This is a genomic window from Steroidobacter flavus (assembly GCF_042651805.1).
GTDB classification, from domain to species: Bacteria; Pseudomonadota; Gammaproteobacteria; order Steroidobacterales; family Steroidobacteraceae; genus Steroidobacter; species Steroidobacter flavus.
The window spans coordinates 479,634-504,155 of the sequence record NZ_JBHSDU010000014.1; the positions used below are offsets into that span (position 1 = coordinate 479,634).

Below are 24,522 nucleotides of genomic sequence, written 5' to 3' on the forward strand. Positions count from 1 at the left end.
GGAGGCGGCGATTCAGTCAACCGAAACAATCCCCGGGGCGCCCAGAAGCGCGCGTGGCGATCGGCGTCACTTCTATTCGTGCCTGCAGCGCACACAGATCCCGCAATTATCCGCCGTCTTTTTTTTCGCCTCCCCCGTGCACGGCGCTCGTCTCATCCGTCTACAGTACAAACGACAACGATGAGACGTCCTGGTGCCGAAATCTCCTGCGCCCGATGAGCCGACCTCGGATTCGAACGACGCACGCCCACCGAAGTCCGTCCTGGAAATCTTCAGCGAGCTTCGACCCGACTTTGAAAGGCGCCTGACCCGACAACTCGGATCCAGAGAGGACGCCGAGGACGTCCTTCAAAATGTCTCCATTGCGCTGCTGAAGGTGGAGAAGAAGCACCAGACGATCCAAAACCCTCGAGCGTTCGTTTACAGGACGGTACGCAATGCGGCCACGGACCATCGGCGAAAACGACGTACCCGCGAGAATGGCGAAGGACAGTTCGCGCAGGAGCAACCTCAATCCACTCCGGAGAACGCGGCATCCGACGCCTTGAACGCGCAGCAGACACTCCAAGCTTTTGAGCAGGTACCGCCTGAGGAGTACCAAGCCATCAGCCTTCGATTCTCGGATGATCTGACCCACGACGAAGTCGGTTTTGAGATGGGCATTAGCCGCAATCGGGCGGCGAAGCTTGTGAGGTCGGCTGTCAAAATTGTAAAGAAAGGACTCAAAATTCTCGTGTGCCTATGCGCGGTGTGGCTGGGTTCCTCCTCGAACCAGGGGGAGAACCACACGCTCAAGGCCGATGCGGGTGAGTGGCGCCACCTGACGCTTACGGATGGAAGCACCATCCAAGCCATGCCTCGAACCACGCTCAAGCAATCCGCCACCCCGGCGGAGCGCCATGTGCGTCTGATCGAGGGTGAAGCAACCTTCAAAGTCGCCAAGGATTCAAAGCGCCCCTTCATTGTCGAAACGTACAACATGCGAGCCGAGGCCGTGGGCACCGAATTCTCGGTGCAGGTCTCCGATCACGACTCCGTCGTCATCGTTATGGAGGGTACGGTCAAGGTCTCGCGAATCGGCTCAACGCCCGAGCCGGAAACCTTCAGCGACGTATTAGTATCGGCCGGCCAGGAGGTACGTGTGTCGGCGATGGAACCGCTCGAGATCAAAGACGTCGATCTGCCCCGGAAACTCGACTGGTCCCAAGGCTGGCTGAACTCACAGGGCGAAACCATCGGCGAGGTTGCTGATCAATTCAATCGCCGCAACAGGCTTCAAATCTTGATCGACGATCCACAATTGGCACAACGCAGAACTGGATTGTATCGACTAAGAATTGACGACCCGGAGTCGTTCGTGAAGCTACTTTCGGACCAGGAGGGAGTCATCGTCACCCGGGAGGGCAATCGGATACACGTGCGACTGGAATAGCCACGGCACGCGTTGGGGATGCATCACCCCATCTCACCCGATCTAATCTGCATGTTCACCCGCATCCCAACCCGCCCCCGGCCCTTGAGTTGCCTCAAGGTGGTCACATTGACAATCGCGCTGCTCAGCGGCGCGATCGTGCGATCGGAAGACGTAACAACATACAACCTCAGCATCCCGAGCCTGCCACTCGTCGATGCCCTGCTAGAGTTCAGCACTCAGGCCGAGATCGGGCTTCTAATGGGCGAAGGCACTGGCAATTCCACATTGGCGCCGCCACTGGAGGGGAACTTCAGTGCAGCCGCCGCGCTGGAACTATTGCTCGCCGGCACCGACCTTCGTGTTACGTGGGTGGACGATAAAAACGTGTCCATTACGCAAAACCGTCCCCCTGCAAGCCCCGACGGCGAGCGCGAGGTCGCAGTCATAGGCAGTCGGCTATCAGGTGGGGGCGCGTCGGCGCCGATTCGAGGCTACTCGCTCAAGGAAATCGAACGGCTGCTCCTGGAAGGTGGCTTTGTCATTCCAAGCGGCCGCCCCGCCGGCACACAGCAAGACAGCGAGATCCGCAACGACGAGGCGGCGAAAGACTCGGCACGATAGGCGGCTTAGGACAATAGTGGACTCGCAGCAACCTGGCGGCCCGTTCGACAACAATTTCATATCCGAAGTGCCGCGGGTTGGGTTTGCCCGATCCAAGTCGAAGCTCGCTCATAAGCGTAGCCGACCTGTAGCACCGCCAAATCCGCATGCTTCGGCCCGATGATCTGCATCCCGATCGGCAGATGGTTCGCGCCGCCGAAGCCTGCGGGGACTGACAGTGCCGGCAGGCCGGCCATCGTCGCGGGCAAGGTCACTTCCATCCAGCGGTGATAGGTGTCCATGGTCCGGCCCGCGATCTGAGTCGGCCAGCGAAGATCGGCATCGAACGGGAACACCTGCGCGCTGGGCAGGATGAGGAAATCGAATGTCTCAAACGCCTTGCGGAAGGCTTCGTAAATTCGAGTGCGGCCCATCTGAGCCTCGGTGATGTCACGGGCGCTGAGCTTGCGATAACCATCCACTTCCCAGATCGCCTCGGGCTTCATCATCGCGCGCTGAGCGGGATGGTCCGCGAAGGCAAGCAGATCGGCGCCCACCGACCAATGGCGTAGCGTCACGGCGGTCCGCCACATCGCGTCCGCTGGCTCGGCCAATGTGGCCGCATCCACAGACATGCCGATGTCACGAAAGGCCCCAAGCGCCTTTTCGCAGGCCTCGAGCACACCCTGCTCCATCGGCAAGGCGCCGCCCAAGTCGCCCAGCCATCCGATTCGCTTTTGTTTCCAATCGCGGTCCAATGGCTTCGCGAATACGGCGGGATCGTCCGTGAGTGAGAAAGGTGCGCGCGGATCCGCTCCCGCTTGCACCGACAGTAGCAGCGCCGTATCGCGCACCGTTCGCGCCATCGGACCTGAGGTCGCGAACGTCTGACCGAACACATCGGTCGATGGCGCTGACGGCACGCGACCGAAGGAAGGACGAAACCCAAACACGTTGTTCCAGGCGGCCGGATTGCGCAGCGAGCCGCCGAAATCGCTGCCGTCAGCCAAAGGCATCATCCGCAATGCCAGCGCCACCGCGGCGCCGCCCGAACTGCCACCGGCTGACTTGCTCGGGTCGTAGGCGTTGCGAGTCACGCCGAAGATCGGGTTGAAGCTATGCGAGCCCAACGCAAACTCGGGCACATTGGTCTTGCCCGTGAAAATCGCACCGGCCGCCCGCATCCGCGCGACGACCAGCGAATCCGTCATTGCGATATTGTTTCGAAATATGGGCGAACCCTGGGTATGCGCGAGTCCTCGCGCGGGCGCGGTGTCCTTCACCGCGTGAGGAAAGCCGTGCAACGGCCCACGAAACAGTCCTTTCGCCGCCTCCTCATCTAACGCCGCTGCCTCTCGCAACAGCAGATCACCGTCAACCCGCGAAACAATGGCGTTGAATTTGGGATTGAGCGCGTCGACTCGCGCCAGATGCGCGGCCATCACTTCCCGACTCGACACGTCGCGCCGCCGGATCGCCGCCGAAAGATCGACAGCCGTCATGGCGAGGATGTCGTTCCCCTTCTCCGCTGCGTATGTCGGTTCGCTCATAGTTTGAGTAACGATTGCCGCCGCCGGTATGGCCGCAAGCAATTCGCGCCTGGTCAGCTTGGTTCGTTCGCCAATCATAATCTCGTTGCCTGGGGAGCTTCACTCCAGAACCACTGCGCCTGCAAAGGCTGCTGGCGCGGCCACACTTCGTCGAGCGTTTCGGCATCGTACAGCCGGCCGTTCTTCATCACGAAGCGCAGCGACTGGGTGTTGACGATGTCGGCGAGCGGATCCCGATCGAGAATCAACAAATCCGCGAACTTGCCCGCCTCGATGCTGCCGAGTTCAGCAGCGCGCCCGATCACTTCGCTCGAGCCGATCGTCGCGGCGCGCAGCACTTCATGCGGAGTCGCGCCGCCCGCGGCGTAAGCCTCGAGCTCCCAGTGATAGCCGATGCCCTGCACCTCACCGTGACTGCCCATGCCGACGAGCCCACCTGCGCGCTGAATGGCGAGCGCATCCGCCGCCAGAGATGGATAAACCTGATCTTCCGGGCGCGACCACTTGCGGGTCCGTGTTTTCAAATCGATCACGCCGTCAGGCAGGAAGCGCCGCAGTTTCGGCTCGTTCTGCGGCACGTGACGAATGATCAGCTCGGCAGAAGCCGGCCGGGCGCCGTAGACGACGCCGAGCGTCGGTGTGTAAGCGGTCCGCGTCTGGGCGAACAACTGAATCACATCCTTGCGCAGTGGCGAGATCGGCAGTGCGTGCTCGTTGCCGGCAAAACCATCGAGTGCATGCGTCAGGTCCAGGCGCAAATCGCTCGCGCCTTCGGTGGTCGGCATCATGCCCAGCGCACTAGCGCCCTGAATCATGAACTGACGTTCCTTTCGACCGCCAACCATGTACGACTTGATGTTTCGCGTCCGGTAATAGTCGCGATAGCGCGTGAGCACGTTGCGTGCGTTGTCCTCAGAATTGATCTCGCTGTTCACGAACACGCCAGGCCCGGTGGAATACGCGCGCGGACCCAACATCAACCCGGCGTCAATCATGTCCTGATAAGCAAAGACATCCACCGTGAACGGCTGCACATCGAGGCCGGTGGTCACGCCATAGGCCAGATTCGCGAGCAGGCTCCAGTGATTGAGCTCCGGGATCTCGCGCCGGATCTCCACCCAATGCGCGTGCGTGTCGATGAAACCCGGCACGACGAACTTTCCAGTGATATCACGCACCGTCGCGCCGACGGGAATCGTCACATCGCCCTGCGCCCCCACCGCGGCAATCCTGTCGTTCACGACGACGATGTCAGCACCGCGAAGCACTTCATCTCCGTGCATCGTGATCACTGTCGCGCCCCGCAAAACGATCGTGCCTCGCGGGACGTCGCGCTGTAACTCCACAACGGCGTCGTAGCGCTCCGCTGTTTTCTCCGCGTCGGCGAGGCTGCTCAGTGGAATGCGCCGGAACGAAGCACCTACCGACCACGTGATCGTGCGCCCACCATCGGACCAACTGAAATAATCCGCACCGATAGACGTGAGCTTCACGACCGACGTCGTCGGACTCTTGAGATTCACGACTTGCGGCTCACTGCCGATCGCCGGCGGCACGGCGACGAGATAAAGTTGGGATGCCGAGCGTGCCAGCGCCCAGCGACCGTCAGGACTCAAACGAACCTCATCGGCGGCGCCCGGTCCTTCGACATACTGATTGGCGTGGCGCGTTTCGATCACAGCAACGCGGCGGGGGTCCGCCGACGGCTCGTTCAGCTGTAGCGTCTTCACCCCTTCGGGCGAATAGAAACGAATCAGATCCGGCTTCGCGCCGAAATCGAGGAAGCGTGCACCGTAGGCATGAGCGACGAGCTGCGACTCACCGCCGCCCGCTGGCAGCCGAATGATGTCTGTCGCGCGGCTCGGATCGGTCTCCATACGCGTGCGCAGGCGATCGTAATGACTGGCGCGCAAGGCCAGCACGCTTTTGCCGTCCGGAGAAAACACAGGCTCGGTGTAGAACGCAGGCGACTTGGTCAACTGCTTGCGAGCACCGCGACCGCTTGCCGGCATGCTCCAGATCTGTCCGCCATCGCGAGCGGTCCATGTCACAAATGCAATGCTGCCACCGTCGGGCGACCACGATGGTTGAAATCCCGCGCCGAGGGCACGAGGCTTTGCATCTGACTTCAGTTCGAGTCGATACAACTGACCCAGCGCCGAGAACACAATCGACTTCCCATCGGGCGACTGTCGCGGCGTTTGAATCACCCGCACACGCACCGGCCCAGTTTCCTCGCGCTGTTCGACGCGCGTTTGCGGACCGACGTCCAGCTGGACGTGCGCTCTGAAAGGAATATCGCTCAGCGAGCGAGTCTGTAGATCGAGTCGACGGATCTTGCCGCCGACACTCAGGATCAGGGAACGATCGTCATGCGCGAAGGCATAGCGAGGTAACAGGTTCGCGTAATAGCCGCCGTTGTGTCCGTCGCGATCGATCGGGTACAGCAGCCATTGGTCCTCGCCGGTCGCAAGATCGCGAATGCGCAGTCCGGTATCGTTCTGATACCGGCTCGCGTACACGAGGCGCCCGCCATCATGCGACAGGACCGGCTGCATCGCGCCGCCGCCGGAGCGAATGATCTCCTCATCCTTCCCGGTGCGCAGATCGCGACGGGTGATCGACCAGTGCGGCGGCTCCTTGTCCGTCCAGGTCGTGCCGATTTTCGAGGAGAAATAGAGATAACGTCCGTCGGGCGACGCCACCGCGCCCAGCACATTGCGTCGCGTATCGGACGACTCCGTGCCGCTCGGCTTCGCCTTGGTGACCTGCACGCCCCGGCCGCCGTCCTTGTTGAACATGAACACTTCGAACGCCAGCGTCGAATGCACCATCCTCGATGCATAGATGTATTCGCCATCCGCGGACCAACTCGGCGAAGTCCAGATGACCGTACCTTCGTCGCGAGAGAGCTGCCGGGGATTGCTGCCATCCCTGGCGGCGATCCACAAATTGTTGGCACCGGAGCGATCGCTCACGAACGCGATGTACCGGCCGTCTGGAGAGAACACGGGATTGGCGTCGAATGCCAATCCCGTCATCAATGGCCGGGCCGTCCCGCCCGAGCTGTCGATCGCATAGATATCACCCAACAAGTCGAACAGAATCGTCTTGTTATCCGGCGCGACATCCAGCGCCATCCACGTTCCCTCGTCAGTGACGAAGTCGACCTGCCGCGTGGGCGTCAATGGCAGTGCGTTCGCAGTCGCGGTCCAAACGCCCAAGGACGCCAGCAGAGCTCCTTTGATCACTGGTTGAAGTTCCAATTCAACGTGATGCCAAACGTGCGTGGGCGAGTGATGAACTCATTGCGGCCGGTGCCCGTGGCGGAAATGCCATAGCCGAAGGTGACGGCGCGCCGGTCGGTGAGATTGGTTACAAACAAACCGAGATCGAAGCGCCCCAGGTCGAAGTTCGTGCGAACGTCGAACTGGTTGTATCCGGCCACGCGAACGTACGGCTGCTGCAACGTTTCCGGCGCATCCGACAGATAGCGATGCGACAGGATCACGCTCGGTGAGAGCACCGTGTCGAAGTTGTAGGTGAGCGTGTTGGAGATCTGCCATTCCGACGCGCCCGGCAGCTGCGTGCCATCGAGCAGCGGCGGCGAGGCGATAGTGACGGTTTCCGTCAGCTCGGCATCCAGATAAGTAACGTTGGTGGTGAACGTCAGCGGATCGATCGGGCGAAACGCGGCGGCCAGCTCCACGCCGCGACTGCGAGCGGTGCCCGCGTTCGTGCCGTAGGTGAGATTGTCGGGACGGACCAGCCGCACCTGGATGTCTTTCCAATCGATATAGAACAGGCTCGCATCGACTTGCAGCAGGCCCCCCATCAGCACGCTGTGCGAGCCGAGCTCATAATTCCACAGCTCGTCGGAGTCCCAGCTGGTCGGCGTATCGAAGCCCGGCAGATCCGCCACGGTGTTTGGATTGCCGAAACGGAACCCTTTGGAAGCGAGCGCGTAAATCGTGTGATCCGAATTGGGACGGTACGCAACCGAGATCTTCGGCACGAAGCCGTCACCCAGCGCTTCACGCTCGGGAATGAACACGGGGCCGGTCGGCGCCTGAATACCGTAACGCTCGAGGCGCAATGCATAGCGCGTATCGAACAGCCGACCGCCCAAGGTCAAGGTCCAGTCTCGAGCAAACGTCAGGCTGGCTTCGCCGAACAGCGCCTTCTCATAGCCGTTGCGGAAGCTGTAGCCGAGATTGAACAGATCGCCCTGAAGCAGCGCTGGGTTGTAACGCGCGGCCAGGGCCGCGTTGCCGCCCGGCGCGATCGACAGAGTCGCGACCTTGGACTCGGTATCGGAGTACATCGCGCCGAACACCCACTTCAGCGCACCGCCGTCGTCCTTGGAGGACAATCGCGCCTCGATGGTTCTCATGGTGGTCGTGAAATCCTCCCGCGACAGCACGCCGTTGGGCACGAAGTTACGCACAGCGTTCGACAGCGACACGTCGCTATCGAGGACATGGTCCTTGTCATGAGTGGACGCGAGCACGGTGAGATTGGCGAAGCTCACGTCTTGATCCAGACGCAGCGAGTGCAGCTCCATGGTGTATTCCGACGGCACGGAGAAACGCGTCGAGCGGTGATACCGCCCATACGTGCTCTGCACGGTTTGAAAATCGTCGAGCTGGTTTTCCTGATACAGGCTCAGCAGCGACAGCGTGGTCATCTCGGAGGGCGTGAAGACGATGGACGCGCGCACACCCTTCACTTCGGTATCATTCGAGCCATCGACCCCGGTGCCGACGTTGTCGACGTAGCCGGCGTCGTAGCGGGTCGATCCGACAATACGCACCGCCAGCTTGTCCGCGATCAGCGGCAGATTGAACATCGCCTTGGCGGTGTAGCTCACATCGCCCCCGGAATGGTCGATGCTACGCAGAGTGGTTTCGGTCGCCGCGTCGAACTGCGCAGGATTCGCGGTCTTCACGATGTAGTTGACGGCGCCGCCGAGCGAGGATGAGCCGAACAGCGTGCCCTGTGGCCCGCGCAGCACTTCAACGCGATCGAGATCGAACGTGTCGATGTCCGGAATGCCGGATGCGTAGCTCGGCTCGGACAAAGGTACTTCGTTGATGAAATAACCGGTCGGTCCCTGCCCCTGGTCGACACCAGCGGTCGTGCCGATGCCGCGGATGGTCACGGTCGACTGTCCCGAGGTGCCTTCGTTGAACACGACGCCAGGCAGGCGTCCCAGATAATCCGCATTGCTCTGCGCGCCGATGGCTGCGAGCTGAACTCCAGTGGTTGCCGATGCCGCGCCGGCCAGATCGCGCAGACGCTCTTTACGCTTGGTTGCGGTGACAACGATTTCTTCCAGACCGGTCGAGCCGGTGCCGGGCGCATCGCTGCCGCGAAGGTTCGGCGTGTTGCCGATCGATTCCGCTGCCTGGGCCAAATGAAGCCGGCCGCCGGAGGTCAGGGAAATCCTCTGCTGGGTGGGGCCCGGGTTGTCGGAGATCAACAGCGCGCCACGCTCACCCACCAGCAACTTGAACTTCGTCCCCTCGAGCAGCTTCATCACCGCCTGCTCCGCGGTGTACTCGCCTTGCGCCCCATTGGTGTGCACACCTTTCAATCGATCCGCGGAGTACATGAATTCCGCGCCCGATTGTTCGGCGAGTCTTTGCAGAGCGGACGTGAGCTCGCCCGCGGGAATATCCACCTTGCGCGCGGTGTCCGCCATGACAGGCGCGCAAAGGGCCACCGAGCACGCGGCCGCCAAGAGGGTCGAACGGAAGGTCTTCGTCTTCAGCATGCCATCTCCCCATTGCGACGTAGTTGTAGTGTCGCTTTAGTACTTCAGACGAAGCACCCCGATAATTCCTGCGGCGCCAGGGCGCGACGAACGAACCCGAAAAATCCTGCGTCTCTTGCCACGAGCCGCCGTTGGGTTAATGTGACGCCCTCGCCTCACGGAAAGCGACTGTGTTCATAACTTCCGACCTGGATCGCTGGTTCGCACGGGAAATCCTCGTCCATGAGGCCGCGCTCACGCGCTATCTGCAACGCGCCCGCCAGCGGCCGACCGACGTTCCGGATCTGCGACAGGAGATCTACGTGCGCGTCTACGAGAGCGCCGCCAAAGCGCCCCCGATCTCGCCCAGGGCGTTCCTGTTCCAGACCGCCCGCAATCTGATCATCGACCGGGCGCGCCGTGAGCGCATCGTTTCCATCGACTACACGCAGGATCTGGACTCGTTGAACGTCTTGATCGATGAGATTTCTCCCGAGCAGCGCTTGAGCGCGCGGCAGGAGCTGAAGCGACTGTCGACCGCGCTCGATCAGCTGTCGGACGATTGTCGAAGTGTAATCTGGTTGCGGCGGGTCGAGGGCCTGTCGCAAAAGGAGGCTGCCGCGCGCTTGAGCTTGCCGGAGGGCACCTTGGAAAGTCATCTGTGCCGCGGGATCCGTGCACTGATGAAGATGGTGTTGGGAGGCGGAACGCCTGACCGGCCACAGGCGACTGCGAGAGGTTTGCACAATGAAAGCAAGCATGGATAGCAACGTGCCGGAGAGTGAGCGCGTCGAGGAAGCGGCGGCCCGCTGGTTCGCCCGTCAGCACAGCGAAGGGTGGACCGATGCCGATCAGGCACAGTTCGACGCGTGGCTCGATGCGTCAACCGCTCATCGAGTTCAATACCTACGTATCGTCACAACGTGGGAGCAGTCGGCGCGCATGCAGGCGCTGAGCGCGGGCGTCTCTCCCGGCACTGTTCCTCCTCGGGACTCGTGGGGAGATCAGCGTTTTCCGGGAGGATCGACGGCGCAGGCCGAGATCGCTGGCGGCGAGATTGCCAGCGAACCGACGCGTCATCACCGGCGGCACTGGCACTTCGCGGCGGCGGCGCTGGTCGCAGTGGCACTGGGCCTCTCTATGTGGGCCATCGATCTTCGCTTCGCCGCGGACCGTTACACCACCGCGCTCGGCGGCGTGGAGAACGTGTCTCTGGGCGATGGCTCGAAGATCACACTCAATACCGACACCAGCATCCGCGTGTCGTTCTCCGACCACGAGCGCACCATCAAGCTCGACAAGGGCGAGGCATTCTTCGAGGTCGCAAAGGATAAGACGCGACCGTTCATCGTCTACGCCGGCAACAAACGAGTGATGGCCGTGGGCACGCGATTCTCGGTGCGTCGTGACCGCGACGACATTCAAGTCGTGGTCGCCGAAGGGCGCGTGAATCTTGCGGCCTCTCCGGAGCAAGTACTCGCCACTCCCGGCGCGAACGACGGTAGAGGCCCCATGCCTGCCACCTTCCTGGATGCGGGCGCTGTTGCCCGCACATCGAACGACGATGTTTTGGTGCGCCCCGACGCCGGCGCCGAGGTCGTGAAGCTGTTGAGCTGGCGCAAAGGCTATATCTATTTCGACAATGTGCCGCTCGCCGATGCCGTCGCCGAATTCAATCGCTACAACACCCGCAAGATGGTCATCGAGGATCCCGAGATCGGCACTCTGCGCGTCGGCGGCAACTTTCGTTCCACCAACATCGACGCGTTCCTGGAGCTGATGCAAAGCGGCTTCCCGGTCGCGGTGGACGATAGTGGCGATCGCATCGTTCTGAAGAACCGGTAGGCTCAGCACTTCGCCGCTGATAGCGCCGCCCGGGCTACTTCGCTCGCGGATGAGCCTGTTCGAAACATTCGATCAACAGCTCGGTGAGGACCCTGACTTTGCGTGCTGGGTGCTGACTTGGCGGGCGAACGACATAGACACCTGCCGGCGGAGGTAGATGATTTGTCATGACCGGAACGAGCGCGCCGGAGGCCACAGGTTCCTGGATGAGGTCGTCGGGCAGATAAGCGATGCCGAGTCCTGCAAGTGCAGCGGCAAGCAGCGCCGTGCCGTTATCGGCTTTGAAGCGCCCCTGCGGATTGACCTTGATGATCTTGTCGCCATCGGTGAGTTGCCAGGATTCGGTGCCCTGCATGAGAGCTGGGTGCTCCAGGAGCTCCTTCGGCGTCTCAGGCGCCCCATGCTCTTTGATATAGGCCGGGCTCGCGACGAACTTCCCATGAATGGGTCCGACGCATCTTGCGATCAACTTGGAGTCCCGCAAATAGCCAACCCGGATCGCACAATCGAAACCCTCCGCGATCAGATCGACGAAGCGATCGCTGTAGTAAGTATGCATGTGGAGCTGCGGGTGGCGTCGTGCCATTTCCGCGAGCACATGAGCGAAGTGAGTTGGACCGAACGTTAGCGGCACAGCGACGCGCAGCGAACCGCGAAGGTCACCCGCGGGCAGGATCGCTTCTTTGGCCAGGTCGATCTCAGCGCAGGCTTTGGCTGCGTGGTCTCGGAATGTAACCCCAGCTTCTGTCAGAGCGGCGCCGCGGGTATTTCGCGCAAGCAACTGAACGCCCAGCTCCTCTTCGAGTTGGGCAAGCCGCCTACTGACGATCGACTTGGAAACGCCGAGCCGGCGTGCAGCGTGTGACACTCCGCCGGCATCGGCAACTTCTACGAATGTTCTCAGCGTGTCGATATCCAATGGCAGCGTTCCTGATTTCGCGACACAGTGTTGCGCATTCAAGCGCTACCGCATCTTGAGCGGGAATGACATTGTACACCCAGGCGGCGCCGCCTTCGGCGCATGTCTCTTTATTCGCAACTCACAATGTCAGCAGAGGATAGAAATGACATTTCGCAATGGCCTCGCGTCGCTGCTTCGCCCCGAAGACTCGGTACTCGTTCTGATCGACCACCAACCTTTCCAGATCGCGAACGTCAACAGCCACGACCCGCATGCGGTGGTCAACAATTCCGCAGCGCTGGCCAAGGCTGCCAAGGCTTTCGGTGTCCCCACTATTTTGACCAGCGTGATCGCCGATCGGGGCGGCCTCATCTTCCCTCAGATCACCGACGTGTTCCCCGACCAGCAGGTGATCGATCGGACCCTCATCAACACTTGGGAAGATCGCAAAGTGGTGGACGCGGTCAAAGCGACGGGCCGTAAACAACTGATCATCGCTGGCCTGTACACCGAGATCTGCGTCGCGATGCCGGTGATCCAGGCGCTCGGCGAAGGCTGGGATGTCACGGTGATCACCGACGCCTGCGGCGGCGTCTCAGTCGAGGCTCACCAGGTCGCTATTCAGCGCATGATCGCGGCCGGCGCGAACATGATGACCTGGCTGGCACTGGCCTCCGAATGGCAACGCGACCATGCCCGGACCCAGACCGTTCCCGCCTTCGTCGAGCTTCTGAAGCAGCACGCCGCGGGTATTGGCATTGCATTTTTGTGGGAGCAACAACTACTCAACACACCGGTGCCGAGCACCGCAGGCTGAAGATAATGATGGCGGCGGCTGTGAATTCGGCCGCCACCTCACGCAGCAAGACTCGGCACAACGCGGTAAGCGTCCGCCAGGTATTGGATGAACGCGGTCACGCTCGGCGGCACCAGGCTCGTTGCAGGGTAAACCGCGAAGATCGCCACGTCGCTTGCACCGGGATATTCGGGAAGGATGACTCGCAACGCTCCAGACGCAAGCTCTCGCTCCACGTCCCATTGTGAGCGCAACGCTATGCCCAATCCGGCAATGGCAAGCTCACGCACCACTTCACTCGAGTTCGTGGGCACCACACTGCGACCGTGTACCAGGACTGGAGCGTCTTTGCCTTGCAGGCGCCACGGGAACTGAGCGCCCGCGCCCAGCAATGAATGTTTGGATAATTCCTCCAGCGTCGTCGGAGTACCGTGACGCGCGAGGTAATCCGGACTCGCGCACAGTACGCGGCGATTCGAGGCAAGCCGCTGCCCCATGAGTCCGGAGGTGATCTCAGGGGAGATTCGAATCGCCACATCGATGCGCCGCTCGACCAGGTCGATGTAAGCATCGTCGAGCTCCAACTCCATCGCGACGGCTGGAAATCTTTTTAGAAATGCCGCCACGTGGGGTGTCACATGCAATCTGCCGAACGAAGTCGGCGCTGACACGCGCAATCTCCCCGAAGGCTGCTCCGCGCGACCGCTGACCATCGCCTCCGCTTCGCTCGCCGCAGCGAGGATATGAACCACCCGCTCGAAGAATTGCTCGCCGACATCGGTCATTGTCAGCTGCCGCGTGGTACGCGAGATCAATCGCGCTCCCAGCCTCTGCTCCAGACGAGCAATCCGCTTCGAGACCATCGCGGGCGAGAGACCCAACGTTCGCGCCGCCGCTGACAGGCTGCCGCTCCGGATTACACAGACAAAAAGCTCGTAGTCGCGCCCCACAGTTTTTCCAAAAAGGAACAGGTTCTTTAACTTTATTGCATATACCGAAAAAATCCACAGAACGCTATAGTGCGCGCCGAGCCGGGTCCTCGCCCAGGCTGGAGATCGATTCAAATGCCGAACCACGTCGCACGTGCCTCCCTGCGAGTCGCGGAATGCCTGAGCACCTTCATCGAGCAACGCGTCCTGCCCGGTACGGGATTGGATCCGGAAGATTTCTGGCCAGGCTTCGCTGAATTGCTAAAGCAATTTGCACCGGAAAACCACGAGCTGCGCGCAATCCGAGATCGCCTGCAGGCCCAGATCGATCAGTGGCACGAAGCCCGGCGAGGACAACCGATCGACGCCACCGAATACGAACAATTCCTGCGCGCGATCGGCTATCTGGTCGCGGAGCCCCCGGCTTTCCGGATCGACACGCAAGGTGTCGATGCTGAGATTGCAACGCTGGCGGGACCGCAACTGGTCGTGCCGGCGCTCAACGAGCGCTTCGCTCTCAACGCCGCCAACGCGCGCTGGGGCAGCTTGTACGATGCACTGTATGGAACCGATGCATTACCGGGCAAAGCTCGAGGGCCCGGTTACGATGCCGAGCGCGGCCAGCAAGTCATCGCGTATGCAAAGCGTTTTCTGAATGAGACAGTGCCCTTGCAAGCGGGGCGTCACGAAGACGTGGCGCAATGGACCGTGCAGAACGGCGCCCTGGTTCCTGCACTGAGCGATCCTGCGGCGTTCGTCGGCTTTACGGGTCCGGCGCACGCACCGACCGGCCTCCTCTTCAAACATCATGGGCTGCACATCCAGCTGGTATTGGATCGCAAGCATCCGATTGGACGAGCAGATCCCGCGGGGCTTGCCGATGTCATTCTCGAAGCTGCTTTGACGACCATCGTCGACCTGGAAGACTCCATCGCCGCAGTGGACGCCGATGACAAAGTCGCGGCGTATTCCAACTGGCTCGGGCTCATGCAAGGCACGCTGACCGCCACGTTCGAGAAGAGCGGCAAAACGCTCACGCGCTCGTTGGAGCCGGATCGCGAGTGGCTGGCACCGCAGGGCGAGCGATTCACGCTGCCGGGTCGCAGTGTGCTGTTTGTTAGAAACGTTGGGCACCTGATGTCGACTTCCGCAGTGCTGCTGCCCGACGGTTCGCAAGCACCGGAAGGCATCGTCGATGGCGTCATCGGCAGCCTCATTGCCCTCCACGACGTGAACAATCGTCACGCGAACAGCCGAACGCGCTCGATTTATATCGTGAAGCCGAAGATGCATGGGCCCGCGGAGGTTGCATTCTCCAACCGTCTGTTCGATGCGATTGAAGATTTGCTCAAGCTCCCTCGCTATACACTCAAGATCGGTGTCATGGACGAAGAGCGACGCACCTCAGCGAACCTGGCGGCGTGCATCTACGAAGTCAGACATCGCATCGTGTTTGTGAATACCGGATTTCTGGATCGCACCGGCGATGAGATTCATACGTCGATGCGCGCTGGCGCGATGATTCGCAAGAACGAAATGAAACAAAGCGAGTGGATCCGCGCCTATGAGCAGCGTAACGTGCAGATCGCGCTCGCGGCGGGAATGAGTGGACGTGCGCAGATCGGAAAAGGCATGTGGGCAGCCCCAGACAAGATGGGAGACATGCTGACCCAGAAGATCGCTCATCCGAGCGCTGGCGCGACCACGGCCTGGGTGCCTTCTCCAACCGCAGCGACGCTCCACGCCCTGCACTATCACGCGGTCAATGTGTTCGCGAGACATGGGCAACTCGCACTCGACGCCCCTGCCCCGCTCGGCACGTTGCTGAAGATTCCACTCGCCGAAAAAACCGATTGGAGTGCGGCACAGATCCGTGAGGAACTGGATAACAACGCACAGGGCATTCTCGGCTACGTGGTGCGCTGGATCGACCAAGGCATCGGCTGCTCCAAAGTGCCCGACATTCACGATGTCGGACTCATGGAGGACCGCGCCACGTTGCGAATCTCCTCACAACACATCGCCAACTGGCTGATGCACGGCATCTGCACGACTCAGGATGTGGAGGCCGCATTGGAGCGTATGGCTGCCAGAGTCGATGCCCAGAACGCCGGCGACCCGAACTATCGGCCCATGTCCCCGGATACGGCGAACAGCCTGGCGTTCCAGGCGGCTAGTGCCTTGATTTTCGAGGGATCGTCTCAGCCGAACGGCTACACCGAACCCCTGCTACACGCGTTCCGGGAGAAGGCCAAGCGCCGCGACAGTCTTTGAGCCATACGAAAAAAGTATGGACTTCTAATCGACCATATATTTTACGTCGGGATAGCAACCGGCTATGGTGGCCTCAACCCGAAGCCTGTCGTATCGATTAGGAGTTACGTCGTGTCGAACTATGCAAGCACCGCCGATCAAGCCGGTGCGGTCATCGCCCAGAATGGCCCGAGCTGGCGCGCTATCAGCCCGGAATACGTCGCGCGCATGCGTTTGCAGAACCGTTTCAAAACGGGTCTGGATATCGCGCGCTACACCGCGAAGATCATGCGTGAGGACATGGCCGCCTATGACAAGGACGCCAGCCAATACACCCAGTCGCTGGGCTGCTGGCATGGCTTCATCGGTCAGCAGAAGCTGATCTCCATCAAGAAACATCACGGCTCGACCAAGCGCCGTTATCTGTATCTGTCCGGTTGGATGGTCGCAGCGTTGCGCTCCGATTTCGGTCCGCTGCCGGATCAGTCGATGCACGAAAAGACTTCGGTGTCGGCGCTGATCGCAGAGCTGTACACCTTCCTTCGTCAGGCGGATGCTCGCGAGCTCGGCGGTCTGTTCCGCGATCTCGATGCGGCGCGTAGCGCGAAAGATGCAGCCAAAGAAAAGGACGTGCTGAACCGCATCGACAATTTCCAGACGCACGTCGTGCCGATCATCGCCGACATCGATGCGGGTTTTGGTAATGCCGAAGCGACCTACCTGCTGGCCAAGCAGATGATCGAAGCGGGTGCCTGCTGCATCCAGATCGAAAACCAGGTGTCCGATGAAAAGCAGTGCGGTCACCAGGACGGTAAGGTCACTGTGCCGCACGAAGACTTCCTCGCGAAGATTCGCGCCGTGCGTTATGCGTTCATGGAACTGGGCGTCGATGACGGCGTCATCGTCGCTCGCACCGACTCCCTGGGTGCCGGTCTGACCAAACAGATTGCCTACACCCGCGAACCCGGCGACCTCGGCGATCAGTACAACAGCTTCCTGGATTGCGAAGAAGTGACGCCGGCCACCATGAAGAATGGCGACGTCATCATCAATCGTGCCGGCAAGCTGCTACGCCCCAAGCGCCTGCCCAGCAACCTGTTCCAGTTCCGCACCGGCACCGGCGAAGACCGTTGCGTGCTCGACTGCATCACCAGCTTGCAACACGGCGCCGACTTGCTGTGGATCGAAACCGAGAAACCTCACATCGGCCAGATCAAGGGCATGGTGGATCGTATTCGCGCGGTCGTGCCGAACGCGAAGCTGGTTTATAACAACAGCCCGTCGTTCAACTGGACGCTGAATTTCCGTCAGCAGGTGTTCGATGCCTGGAGCAAGGATGGCCGCGACGTGTCGGCCTATGATCGCGCCAAGCTCATGAGCGCGGACTACGATTCCTCCGAGCTGTCGAAGGAAGCCGATCGTCGCATTCAAAGCTTCCAGCGCGATGCGGCGCGCGACGCCGGCATTTTCCATCACCTGATCACGCTGCCGACCTACCACACGGCCGCATTGTCCACCGACAATCTGGCCAAAGGTTATTTCGGCGAAGAAGGCATGCTGGCTTACGTTGCCGGCGTCCAGCGCAAGGAAATTCGCGAAGGTATCGCCTGCGTCAAGCATCAAAACATGTCCGGCTCGGACATCGGCGATGACCACAAGGAATACTTCGCCGGTGAAGCGGCGCTCAAGGCGGGCGGCAAGCACAACACGATGAATCAGTTCTAAGCCGCTCGACGGTCGATTGATTCAGCGACGGCCCGAGGAGAAATCCTCGGGCCGTTTGCTTTAGTTAGTGTCCGAGGTGCGCAGCTTGCGCCAACGCGCGTACTGCTCGCCTTTCACAGCATCGCTGCCCTCGCGACCGTTCAGCCAGAAGTCGAGCCAGTCGATGGCGCCGTCCTTACACGCCAGGATCTGCGACGGATTCTGCACCTGATGACTGCCTCGCTCGATGTGAGGAGAAATATAAAACTCCACCGGCTTGCCCAGGCGCCGCAGGCGCGAAAAAATCTCCCAGGAATAGATGGCGCTCTCGAGCGGGCCGGACTGCAACTCCATGCGCAGCGGCGCTCGAATACGCTCGACATTGAAGGCCGGCGACTCACGCAACCATGCGTGCAGCCCTTCTCCGAAGGGTGGCGCACCCACCATCGCGTCTGTGATCCCCTGCGTGGCAAATGTCGCTTCGACATAGCCGCCATTGATGTTGTCCGACGCGATCGCCGCCGCGTATGGAAATGTCGAGTGCGTCAGAGCATACAGCGCGTGCCAGCCGGTACGACTGAATCCAGTGAGACCGACGCGCCCTCGATCGACGAGTCCTCGCGACGCAAGCAGGTCGATGGCTGCGACATAGCCTTCCGCCGCCTCCGGCCCTTCCCGCCTGGGCTCGACATTCTGGCTGGCATCATCCATCGGCGCCTGAGTCTGGAGCACCAGCATGCCTTTGCCCGCCAGCATCTGAGCTGCATAGAGCGAGATGCCCGGTCCCGTTCCAGGACCCCAACCATACAAGTTGAATTCGCTCTCCGACTGCACGCCGTGCGTCTGGATCACCAATGGATAAGTTTTGCCTCGCTGATAATCCACCGGGTAATAGAGCAGTCCGCGCCAGGCACCGCCGCTCTTGGTTTGCCAACGCACCGTTTCCACGCGGCCAAGCGAGTACCGATCGCGCAACCGCGGATTCGGATCCAGAATCATTCGCGAGCGCCGTTGGCGCGAGTCGCTGACAAACAGTCGCGGTGGATCGTTCAAACTTTGCCGGATCTCGAAGCGCACGCCTGGCCGCGCCTTGACCACGCAGCCGCTGTTTGCAACCTGCCGCCAAGCAGCGCCCGTATACTCCAAGCACGCGCGAATTGGATCGGCGCCAACGCGCAATGTGTGTTCACTCACCCACTGCAGATCGCCGGCGCGGGCACTTGCCAACTCCGCGAGATACGGCAGCACCGTGACCTCGCCCGAAGCGATGTCGACGTGGAGCAAACCTTCCTGGCTGGCATTCGCGCCTTGGAGCAGCTCGAGAGGAATGAACGTTGGGCCCACGATCACGGAGCTGCTGTCGGCAGACCACAAGACGTTCTGGAAATTCGACCGATGCAGGGGCGCATTCAACAAGGGCCGTGCGCTGCCGTCGTCGAGGCTCACCAGATAAGGCTGCGCAATCTGGCGCGCGATGAATCCCTTGGGCGAGATATCCAGTGCTTCGCGAACCTGACTCTGAAGCCAGGGTTCCCGGTAGTCCGCCCATTTAGGCGGAATCCGTTCCGGTGCTCCGTCCACGATCGCGTAACGTCCATCCGGCGACGGCTGCGCAAGAAACGACTTCGAAGGCAACTGCGTGCGATCGCCGGTAAAATTCAGGCGTCGCGGTGCCGCGCCCGGTGACTGCACGAACCATTCGATGTTCCATCGATCGAGCAGGCTATGCTCGCCGCCGCCATCCCTGAGTAAAGAAAAGATATCTTCGCTCTGGACCGCAAAGCCACCCCGCTCCATCGACGGTCGCACAGGAGGCGGCGTCCGCGCCGAGTACAGCAGAGCTCCCGTCGACGCAATCGAAAGCGCAAAGGTACTGACATCGGTGCTGTGATGGGTCACCGCTGCCGTCTCGCCGCTGTCGACGTTGACACGGAACACCTGAACAATGTTGTCCGCATCGGGCCAGAAGAACAGCGCATGACGGGCATCTTCCCAAAGCAAAGCATTGCCACGCGGCAGCGTTAGATACGTCTTCAACAAGTTTTCGGGATCGCCGAAGCCGCGACTGAACAAGCGGGCCTTCAACGTCGCGCTGCCGCGGGTGGCGATGGATGACATATCGCCGGACAGAATCTCGAGCCACACGCCGTCTTTGGCGACGTCGCCCCGAACGACCATCAATGCGAATCGCTGGCCATCGGGGGAGACGCTGACAGGATTGCCGTCGCGCAACTCCATGATGCGCGCCGTCTCCGTTGCTTCCCGAACCGTGATCGGCGCGGCGTCCAGCACGGCGCACAGCATTGCAAGGAAGCCGCCAATGGCGGCTTCCCACAGGCGCGGACGCCTCACCACTGCTTGCTCAGCAAGATGCCGATGCGACGGCCGGCCGGATCCGCATTCGCCGCGTCGTAGACCGTCGAAAGGCCACGCACCGGGGCGGAGCCCAGCGTCGGAGGATCTTCATTCAAAACATTATTGATGTTGACCGTGACGAATGCATTTCTGGCCAGGTCTGTGCCGAAGAACTCACCGAGATTGAAGCGCACGGAAACATCCATCGTCGTCCATGAAGCGATCTTCACCGGAACCGGGGCAGCCTCGTCATCCCAATAGTCATCGACGTAGTTCAAGTAGAGCGCTGCCGTTGCACGCGCCGTCCGCCATGCCGCCCCCGCCCGTACCCGCAGATCCACCGGATTGTCGTAAGTGTTCAACAGCTCGGTCACTGCGGCCTGCGGCGATACCTGTTCGGAGAAGTCCGTCAGGTAGCTGCCGTTCGCGAAGAACGTCCAGCCACCGAAGCTCGTCTGCAACTCATACTGCACGTCCAGATCGACGCCCTGGACGGTCGAGACACTCATATTCTGCTGTCGCGAATCGAGCAGCACCGTCACGTCCGCCAACGACAGCGGCGCGATAGGAAACAACGTGGAGAAGTCGCGATAGATCCGCGCCCGACTCACCAACGACTGCACCAGCGCCTGACTGGGATCGTACTGTGGCACGCCCGAGAATTGGGTGTACTGGTACTGCCGGTTCATCGACAGCGACGGGATGCTCACGCGATCTTCGTAGTCGATATCGAAATAGCTGGCCCGCACGCTCAGCCCTGGCAACGACGGCGGCGTGAAATCGAAGCCCACCGACCAGGTCTCCGCCTCTTCCGGATCCAGATTGGGCTGCGAGCCGCCTATCACCAGCGCCGTGGACTGTCCCGTGGCGGATTGCGGGTCAGCGTACGGTGCGAGATAGGCGTACTGAACCTTGTCGATCAGTTGATCCAACCGCGGCGCGCGGAACGACGTTCCGTAGGTCCCGCGCAAGCTGAAACCCGCGACGGGCGACCAGGCGAGGCCGACCTTGGGATTGAACGCGGTGCCGACGTCGCTGTAATCCTCATATCGCCCCGCCAGCGTCAACGCGAGCCGATCCATGCCGGGCACACCATCGGCTGACGTGACGATGGGAGCATAGATTTCGCCATAAGCCGCCAATACCTGCCGCCGCTCATCGCGGTCGATATAAACGATGCTGTGATTCAATCGATCGACCGTCGATTGATCGATCTGCTCATCCCGATACTGGAGTCCGATGACGCCGCGCACGGCTTCACTGCTCAGGCGAAACAACGACCCGCCCAGCGAAGCATCGAACGAGAGCACTTCGCCGCTCGAGACTGCGAGCGAGCCGCCATTCACCGGCGCGGCACTGGTGAGGTCATCGCCGTGATATCTGCTCTTCGAGAACGCTCCAGAAAGGTTTGCTTGCCAGTCACTGAACAACTTCGCGTTCAATCCCAGCGAGCCGCTCAATTGATCGACATCGAGATCGGAGGTGTAGCCGAACGCCGAGTTGTCCCAGGTGTACGAGCCCCGCGAACGGCGCTTGCCGAAATAACCATCGGCGCTGAGGCTGATGCGATCCGAGAGCGTGGCCCCGCCGGAGACCAGCACGTTGTGCTTGCGACTCTCGGGCAACAAGTAGTTTCGATCGGGCAAGGTGCGAGCGAAATCCTTGTCATGAGCCGGCAGCATGGCCTCGTCCGCGTACTCATAAGAAATCAGTCCATGCGCACGTTCGCCGCTCCAGCCGACGGTCTGCCCCGCACGCAGCGTGTCGCTGCCGCCATCGGTGACGGTGCTCCAGTTCAAGCGGCTTTCAGCCCCTTCGAAATCTTTGCGCAGGATGATGTTGACGACGCCTGCGACGGCATCGGATCCGTAAATGGCCGAAGCACCATCGGTGACCACTTCGATACGATCGATGGCTGCCGTCGGGATGGTGGAAATATCCACGAAGTCGCCGAAGGCTCCGCCCGGCGCCAGACGATGCCCGTTCAACAGGATCAACGTCGCGCCGTCGCCGAGCCCGCGCAGATTCACGCTGGCTGCACCGGTGCCTCGCGCATCGCCCGACGTCGATGTATCGGGCGTGGCGCCGCCGCCAAAGTTCTGCGGTAACTTGTCCAGCGCTTCGAACACGGTGGTAAATCCCGCCCGCTCCAGGCTCTCCCGATCCATCGTGACGACCGGAGAGAAGGTGTCCTTCACTCCATTGATATGAGTGCCGGTGACGACGATCTCCTCCAGCTCGCTTGCCGACGCTCGATCGTCGCCGCCCAGCGGGTCCTCAGCGGCGTTTTCGGAGAAAATCGTGATGGTGTTGTCGTTGAGATAACGAAAGTGCAGTCCGGTACCGTCGAGAATCCGCGTCAACGCTTCGTCGACCGTGATCTCACCGACTGCGCCGGCGGTTCGTAGATTTTTCACCGCGTCCGCGAAGTACAGCAGCTGCAGATCCCGTGTCTCCGCAAGTTGCTTGAGAGCACTGCCCAACGACTGCGGCTCGATCTTCGTCGCACGGCGAATGGCCGCGGCGGCGTCATTGGCCGAAGCGAAGCTAGCCAACGCACAACACACAGCGGCGGCGATGATGGACGTACGCACGAAACTCCCTCCACCTCGAATGAGGCTTGTTATAACGAGCGCCAGGGCATCTGGCGCTTCGATGGAGGAGTAGAGCGTTCGCATTTGGAAAGTGGGGGTGCTCAGGTCAGCGCCGATCCCGTCGCGACACCTGGATTTCCTCCGAGGTCTCGACGACTTGTAACGCCGGCTGTGCCCGCAGGAACTCGATGAGCGCCGTCGGATCGGTCGAAGAATATCGGCCGCTGATCCCCACGCGCTGTAACTCGGCGTCTACGATCACCAGGCGCTGGTTGTTATAGCGGTTGAACTCATCGGCCACGTCGCTCAGCGGCGTGTCTTCGAAGACGAGTCGGTTCTGGGTCCACGCCGTCGATGCAGCCACATCGACATCTTCATGTTTCTTGAGCTGCTTCGGCGCGACCGCGAGCTGCTCACCGGCGGCTAGCATGAACTGCTTTGGCTGCGCATCGGCAGTGTCTTGGCCAAGCACCTGCCAGCGCGGCGTCGTTTGCCACACTGCCACCCTGCCCTCCACCACCGTGACCGTCGTTCGATCCGGTTTACGGTAAACGTCGAACTCAGTGCCTACCGCTCGAACCTGCGCCCTGCCACCGTCGACCACGAACGGGCGCTGCGGATCTTTCGCGACCTTGAATAATGCCTGGCCCTCGAGCAGCACGACGCGTCGCTCACCTGTCGAAAGTTTCACTCGAATGGCACTGCGCGCATTGAGCTCGACCGTCGATCCATCCGCGAGACGCAAGGTGCGCTGCTCGCCAATTCCAGTGCGATACACGTTTGCCTCGCGCATCGCCAACCAAACCAGCGGGATGAGCGCGCACAAACAAACGACAGCAGCCAATGAGCGAATGGACTTGCGCGACCGCTGAACAGCGCCTGCCCGCACGGGACGCGACGGCAAGACGACCACGTTCTCCGGTGCGCCTCGCGCTGCCGCTATCATCGCTTCGATGTCAAAGCGATCTTGCGCATCGGCGGCGGGTAACGCAGCCCATGCCTCGGCAACCTGGAGATATGCACGGATGTGATGCGGAGACATGCGAATCCATTGCGTGAACCGATCCCGCTCCAGCTGATTCAGCTCGCCCGTCCGGAACTCGATAAACCATGCGGATGCCTCCGCGACCGTAGTGGCACTGGGCCGAGAACCGACATCACTCATGGGAGTCTCCATACTCTTGTCCGGCGAGCGCGTTTCGACAGTGCTCCGCGGCTCGAGCGAGATACTTCTTGGCAGTCTCACGCGAGACCCCGAACTCATCGCCGATCTCCTGCACCGTGTAACCAAACACCTTGTGCATGACCAAGGCGGTCGCCACGCGCGACGGCAGACCCTTCAACAGGATCTCGAACCGAGCGATCGCTTCAGCGCTCTCCGCCTTCGCCGTAGGCTCGTCCCCAGCGAGTGCATGCAGCTCGGTGATCACCTCCGCGATATCGACCGTCGACTGTTCGGCCGAAACGCGAGCTGCATGCTGATGCAGGACGTGGCGGGCAACCGTGAACAGATAGGCTTCGGGGCTGCGGATGCTTTCGTGGTGATCCACGCGCAACAGCCGCAGGAACACCTCTTGTGCCAGATCCGGCACCTCATGCGAGTTGCGCAGGCGGGTCGAGAGGAATCGCCGCAAACGGCTGCCGTACCGCTTGGCAATGGCGGTTACAAAGAAGCGAGCATCGGTCTCAGGCAAGCGGCGGCCCCGCGGTTTGGCATTCTTCACCTATTAGAGCGGTTTTTTCGAAAAGTGGGGGTCCCCCCATACGCCATCCAAAGACTGATCCTTGCTATCATTCCTAGCGTTCGCTCGCGACAAGATCAAATT

At 61.1% G+C, this 24,522-nt stretch carries 16 protein-coding genes; 7 read left to right on the top strand and 9 right to left on the bottom strand.

Translation table 11 applies throughout. The features are described from left to right. The first annotated feature begins 193 nt into the window (after positions 1 to 193). Together ACFPN2_RS24845 and ACFPN2_RS24850 are read left to right on the top strand one after the other, a co-directional pair. Complete coding sequence (locus ACFPN2_RS24845; RefSeq protein ID WP_380601631.1) at positions 194 to 1,432, top strand: sigma-70 family RNA polymerase sigma factor; 1,239 nt, start codon at positions 194 to 196, stop codon at positions 1,430 to 1,432. 51 nt (positions 1,433 to 1,483) lie between these two features. After that, the gene (locus ACFPN2_RS24850; RefSeq protein WP_380601633.1) at positions 1,484 to 2,035 is read left to right on the top strand and encodes a hypothetical protein; all 552 of its coding nucleotides are present in this window, start codon (positions 1,484 to 1,486) and stop codon (positions 2,033 to 2,035) included. 56 nt (positions 2,036 to 2,091) lie between these two features. On the opposite strand, the gene ACFPN2_RS24855 is transcribed toward ACFPN2_RS24850, so the two are convergent. The 3 genes from ACFPN2_RS24855 to ACFPN2_RS24865 all read right to left on the bottom strand — a co-directional run bounded on the left by ACFPN2_RS24855 (position 2,092) and on the right by ACFPN2_RS24865 (position 9,340). Next, on the bottom strand, positions 2,092 to 3,564 hold the full coding sequence (locus ACFPN2_RS24855) for an amidase (protein ID WP_380601635.1): 1,473 nt from the start codon (positions 3,562 to 3,564) through the stop codon (positions 2,092 to 2,094). 74 nt (positions 3,565 to 3,638) lie between these two features. Beyond that, complete coding sequence (locus ACFPN2_RS24860; RefSeq protein WP_380601637.1) at positions 3,639 to 6,815, bottom strand: amidohydrolase family protein; 3,177 nt, start codon at positions 6,813 to 6,815, stop codon at positions 3,639 to 3,641. Beyond that, positions 6,812 to 9,340, bottom strand: a complete 2,529-nt coding sequence (locus ACFPN2_RS24865; protein WP_380601639.1) for a TonB-dependent receptor — start codon at positions 9,338 to 9,340, stop codon at positions 6,812 to 6,814. The genes ACFPN2_RS24860 and ACFPN2_RS24865 overlap by 4 nt, the downstream gene beginning before the upstream one ends. 170 nt (positions 9,341 to 9,510) lie before the next feature. Between ACFPN2_RS24865 and ACFPN2_RS24870 the strand changes: the two genes are divergently transcribed. Next, a complete protein-coding gene (locus ACFPN2_RS24870) occupies positions 9,511 to 10,086 on the top strand; it encodes an RNA polymerase sigma factor (protein WP_380601641.1) in 576 nt (191 codons plus the stop codon). Beyond that, positions 10,067 to 11,164, top strand: coding sequence for a FecR family protein (locus ACFPN2_RS24875; protein WP_380601643.1), 1,098 nt, complete (start codon positions 10,067 to 10,069; stop codon positions 11,162 to 11,164). Before ACFPN2_RS24870 ends, ACFPN2_RS24875 begins: the two co-directional genes overlap by 20 nt. A 34-nt stretch (positions 11,165 to 11,198) precedes the next feature. On the opposite strand, the gene ACFPN2_RS24880 is transcribed toward ACFPN2_RS24875, so the two are convergent. Continuing rightward, entirely contained in the window at positions 11,199 to 12,083 is an 885-nt protein-coding gene (locus tag ACFPN2_RS24880) for a LysR family transcriptional regulator (RefSeq protein WP_380601645.1), read from the bottom strand. A 145-nt stretch (positions 12,084 to 12,228) separates the two neighbouring features. Here ACFPN2_RS24880 and ACFPN2_RS24885 point away from each other — a divergent pair, with 145 nt between their 5' ends. Next, the gene (locus tag ACFPN2_RS24885) at positions 12,229 to 12,882 is read left to right on the top strand and encodes a hydrolase (RefSeq protein WP_380601647.1); all 654 of its coding nucleotides are present in this window, start codon (positions 12,229 to 12,231) and stop codon (positions 12,880 to 12,882) included. Positions 12,883 to 12,920: 38 nt separating this feature from the next. Here ACFPN2_RS24885 and ACFPN2_RS24890 read toward each other — a convergent pair whose 3' ends face one another. After that, entirely contained in the window at positions 12,921 to 13,811 is an 891-nt protein-coding gene (locus tag ACFPN2_RS24890; protein WP_380601649.1) for a LysR family transcriptional regulator, read from the bottom strand. 114 nt (positions 13,812 to 13,925) lie between these two features. Here ACFPN2_RS24890 and ACFPN2_RS24895 point away from each other — a divergent pair, with 114 nt between their 5' ends. Next, entirely contained in the window at positions 13,926 to 16,064 is a 2,139-nt protein-coding gene (locus ACFPN2_RS24895) for a malate synthase G (protein ID WP_380601651.1), read from the top strand. 111 nt (positions 16,065 to 16,175) lie between these two features. Further along, positions 16,176 to 17,768 carry an isocitrate lyase gene (locus tag ACFPN2_RS24900; RefSeq protein ID WP_380601653.1) on the top strand — a complete coding sequence of 531 codons (1,593 nt, stop codon included), beginning with the start codon at positions 16,176 to 16,178 and terminating at the stop codon, positions 17,766 to 17,768. A 60-nt stretch (positions 17,769 to 17,828) separates the two neighbouring features. Here ACFPN2_RS24900 and ACFPN2_RS24905 read toward each other — a convergent pair whose 3' ends face one another. The 4 genes from ACFPN2_RS24905 to ACFPN2_RS24920 form a co-directional block, all read right to left on the bottom strand. Continuing rightward, positions 17,829 to 20,102, bottom strand: a complete 2,274-nt coding sequence (locus ACFPN2_RS24905; protein ID WP_380601655.1) for a hypothetical protein — start codon at positions 20,100 to 20,102, stop codon at positions 17,829 to 17,831. Then, positions 20,096 to 22,696: a TonB-dependent receptor domain-containing protein gene (locus ACFPN2_RS24910; protein WP_380601657.1), complete on the bottom strand. Its 2,601-nt coding sequence runs from the start codon at positions 22,694 to 22,696 to the stop codon at positions 20,096 to 20,098. The genes ACFPN2_RS24905 and ACFPN2_RS24910 overlap by 7 nt, the downstream gene beginning before the upstream one ends. A gap of 106 nt (positions 22,697 to 22,802) precedes the next feature. Continuing rightward, complete coding sequence (locus tag ACFPN2_RS24915; protein ID WP_380601659.1) at positions 22,803 to 23,861, bottom strand: FecR family protein; 1,059 nt, start codon at positions 23,859 to 23,861, stop codon at positions 22,803 to 22,805. Next, complete coding sequence (locus ACFPN2_RS24920; protein WP_380601661.1) at positions 23,854 to 24,420, bottom strand: RNA polymerase sigma factor; 567 nt, start codon at positions 24,418 to 24,420, stop codon at positions 23,854 to 23,856. Before ACFPN2_RS24920 ends, ACFPN2_RS24915 begins: the two co-directional genes overlap by 8 nt. Positions 24,421 to 24,522 lie beyond the last annotated feature (102 nt).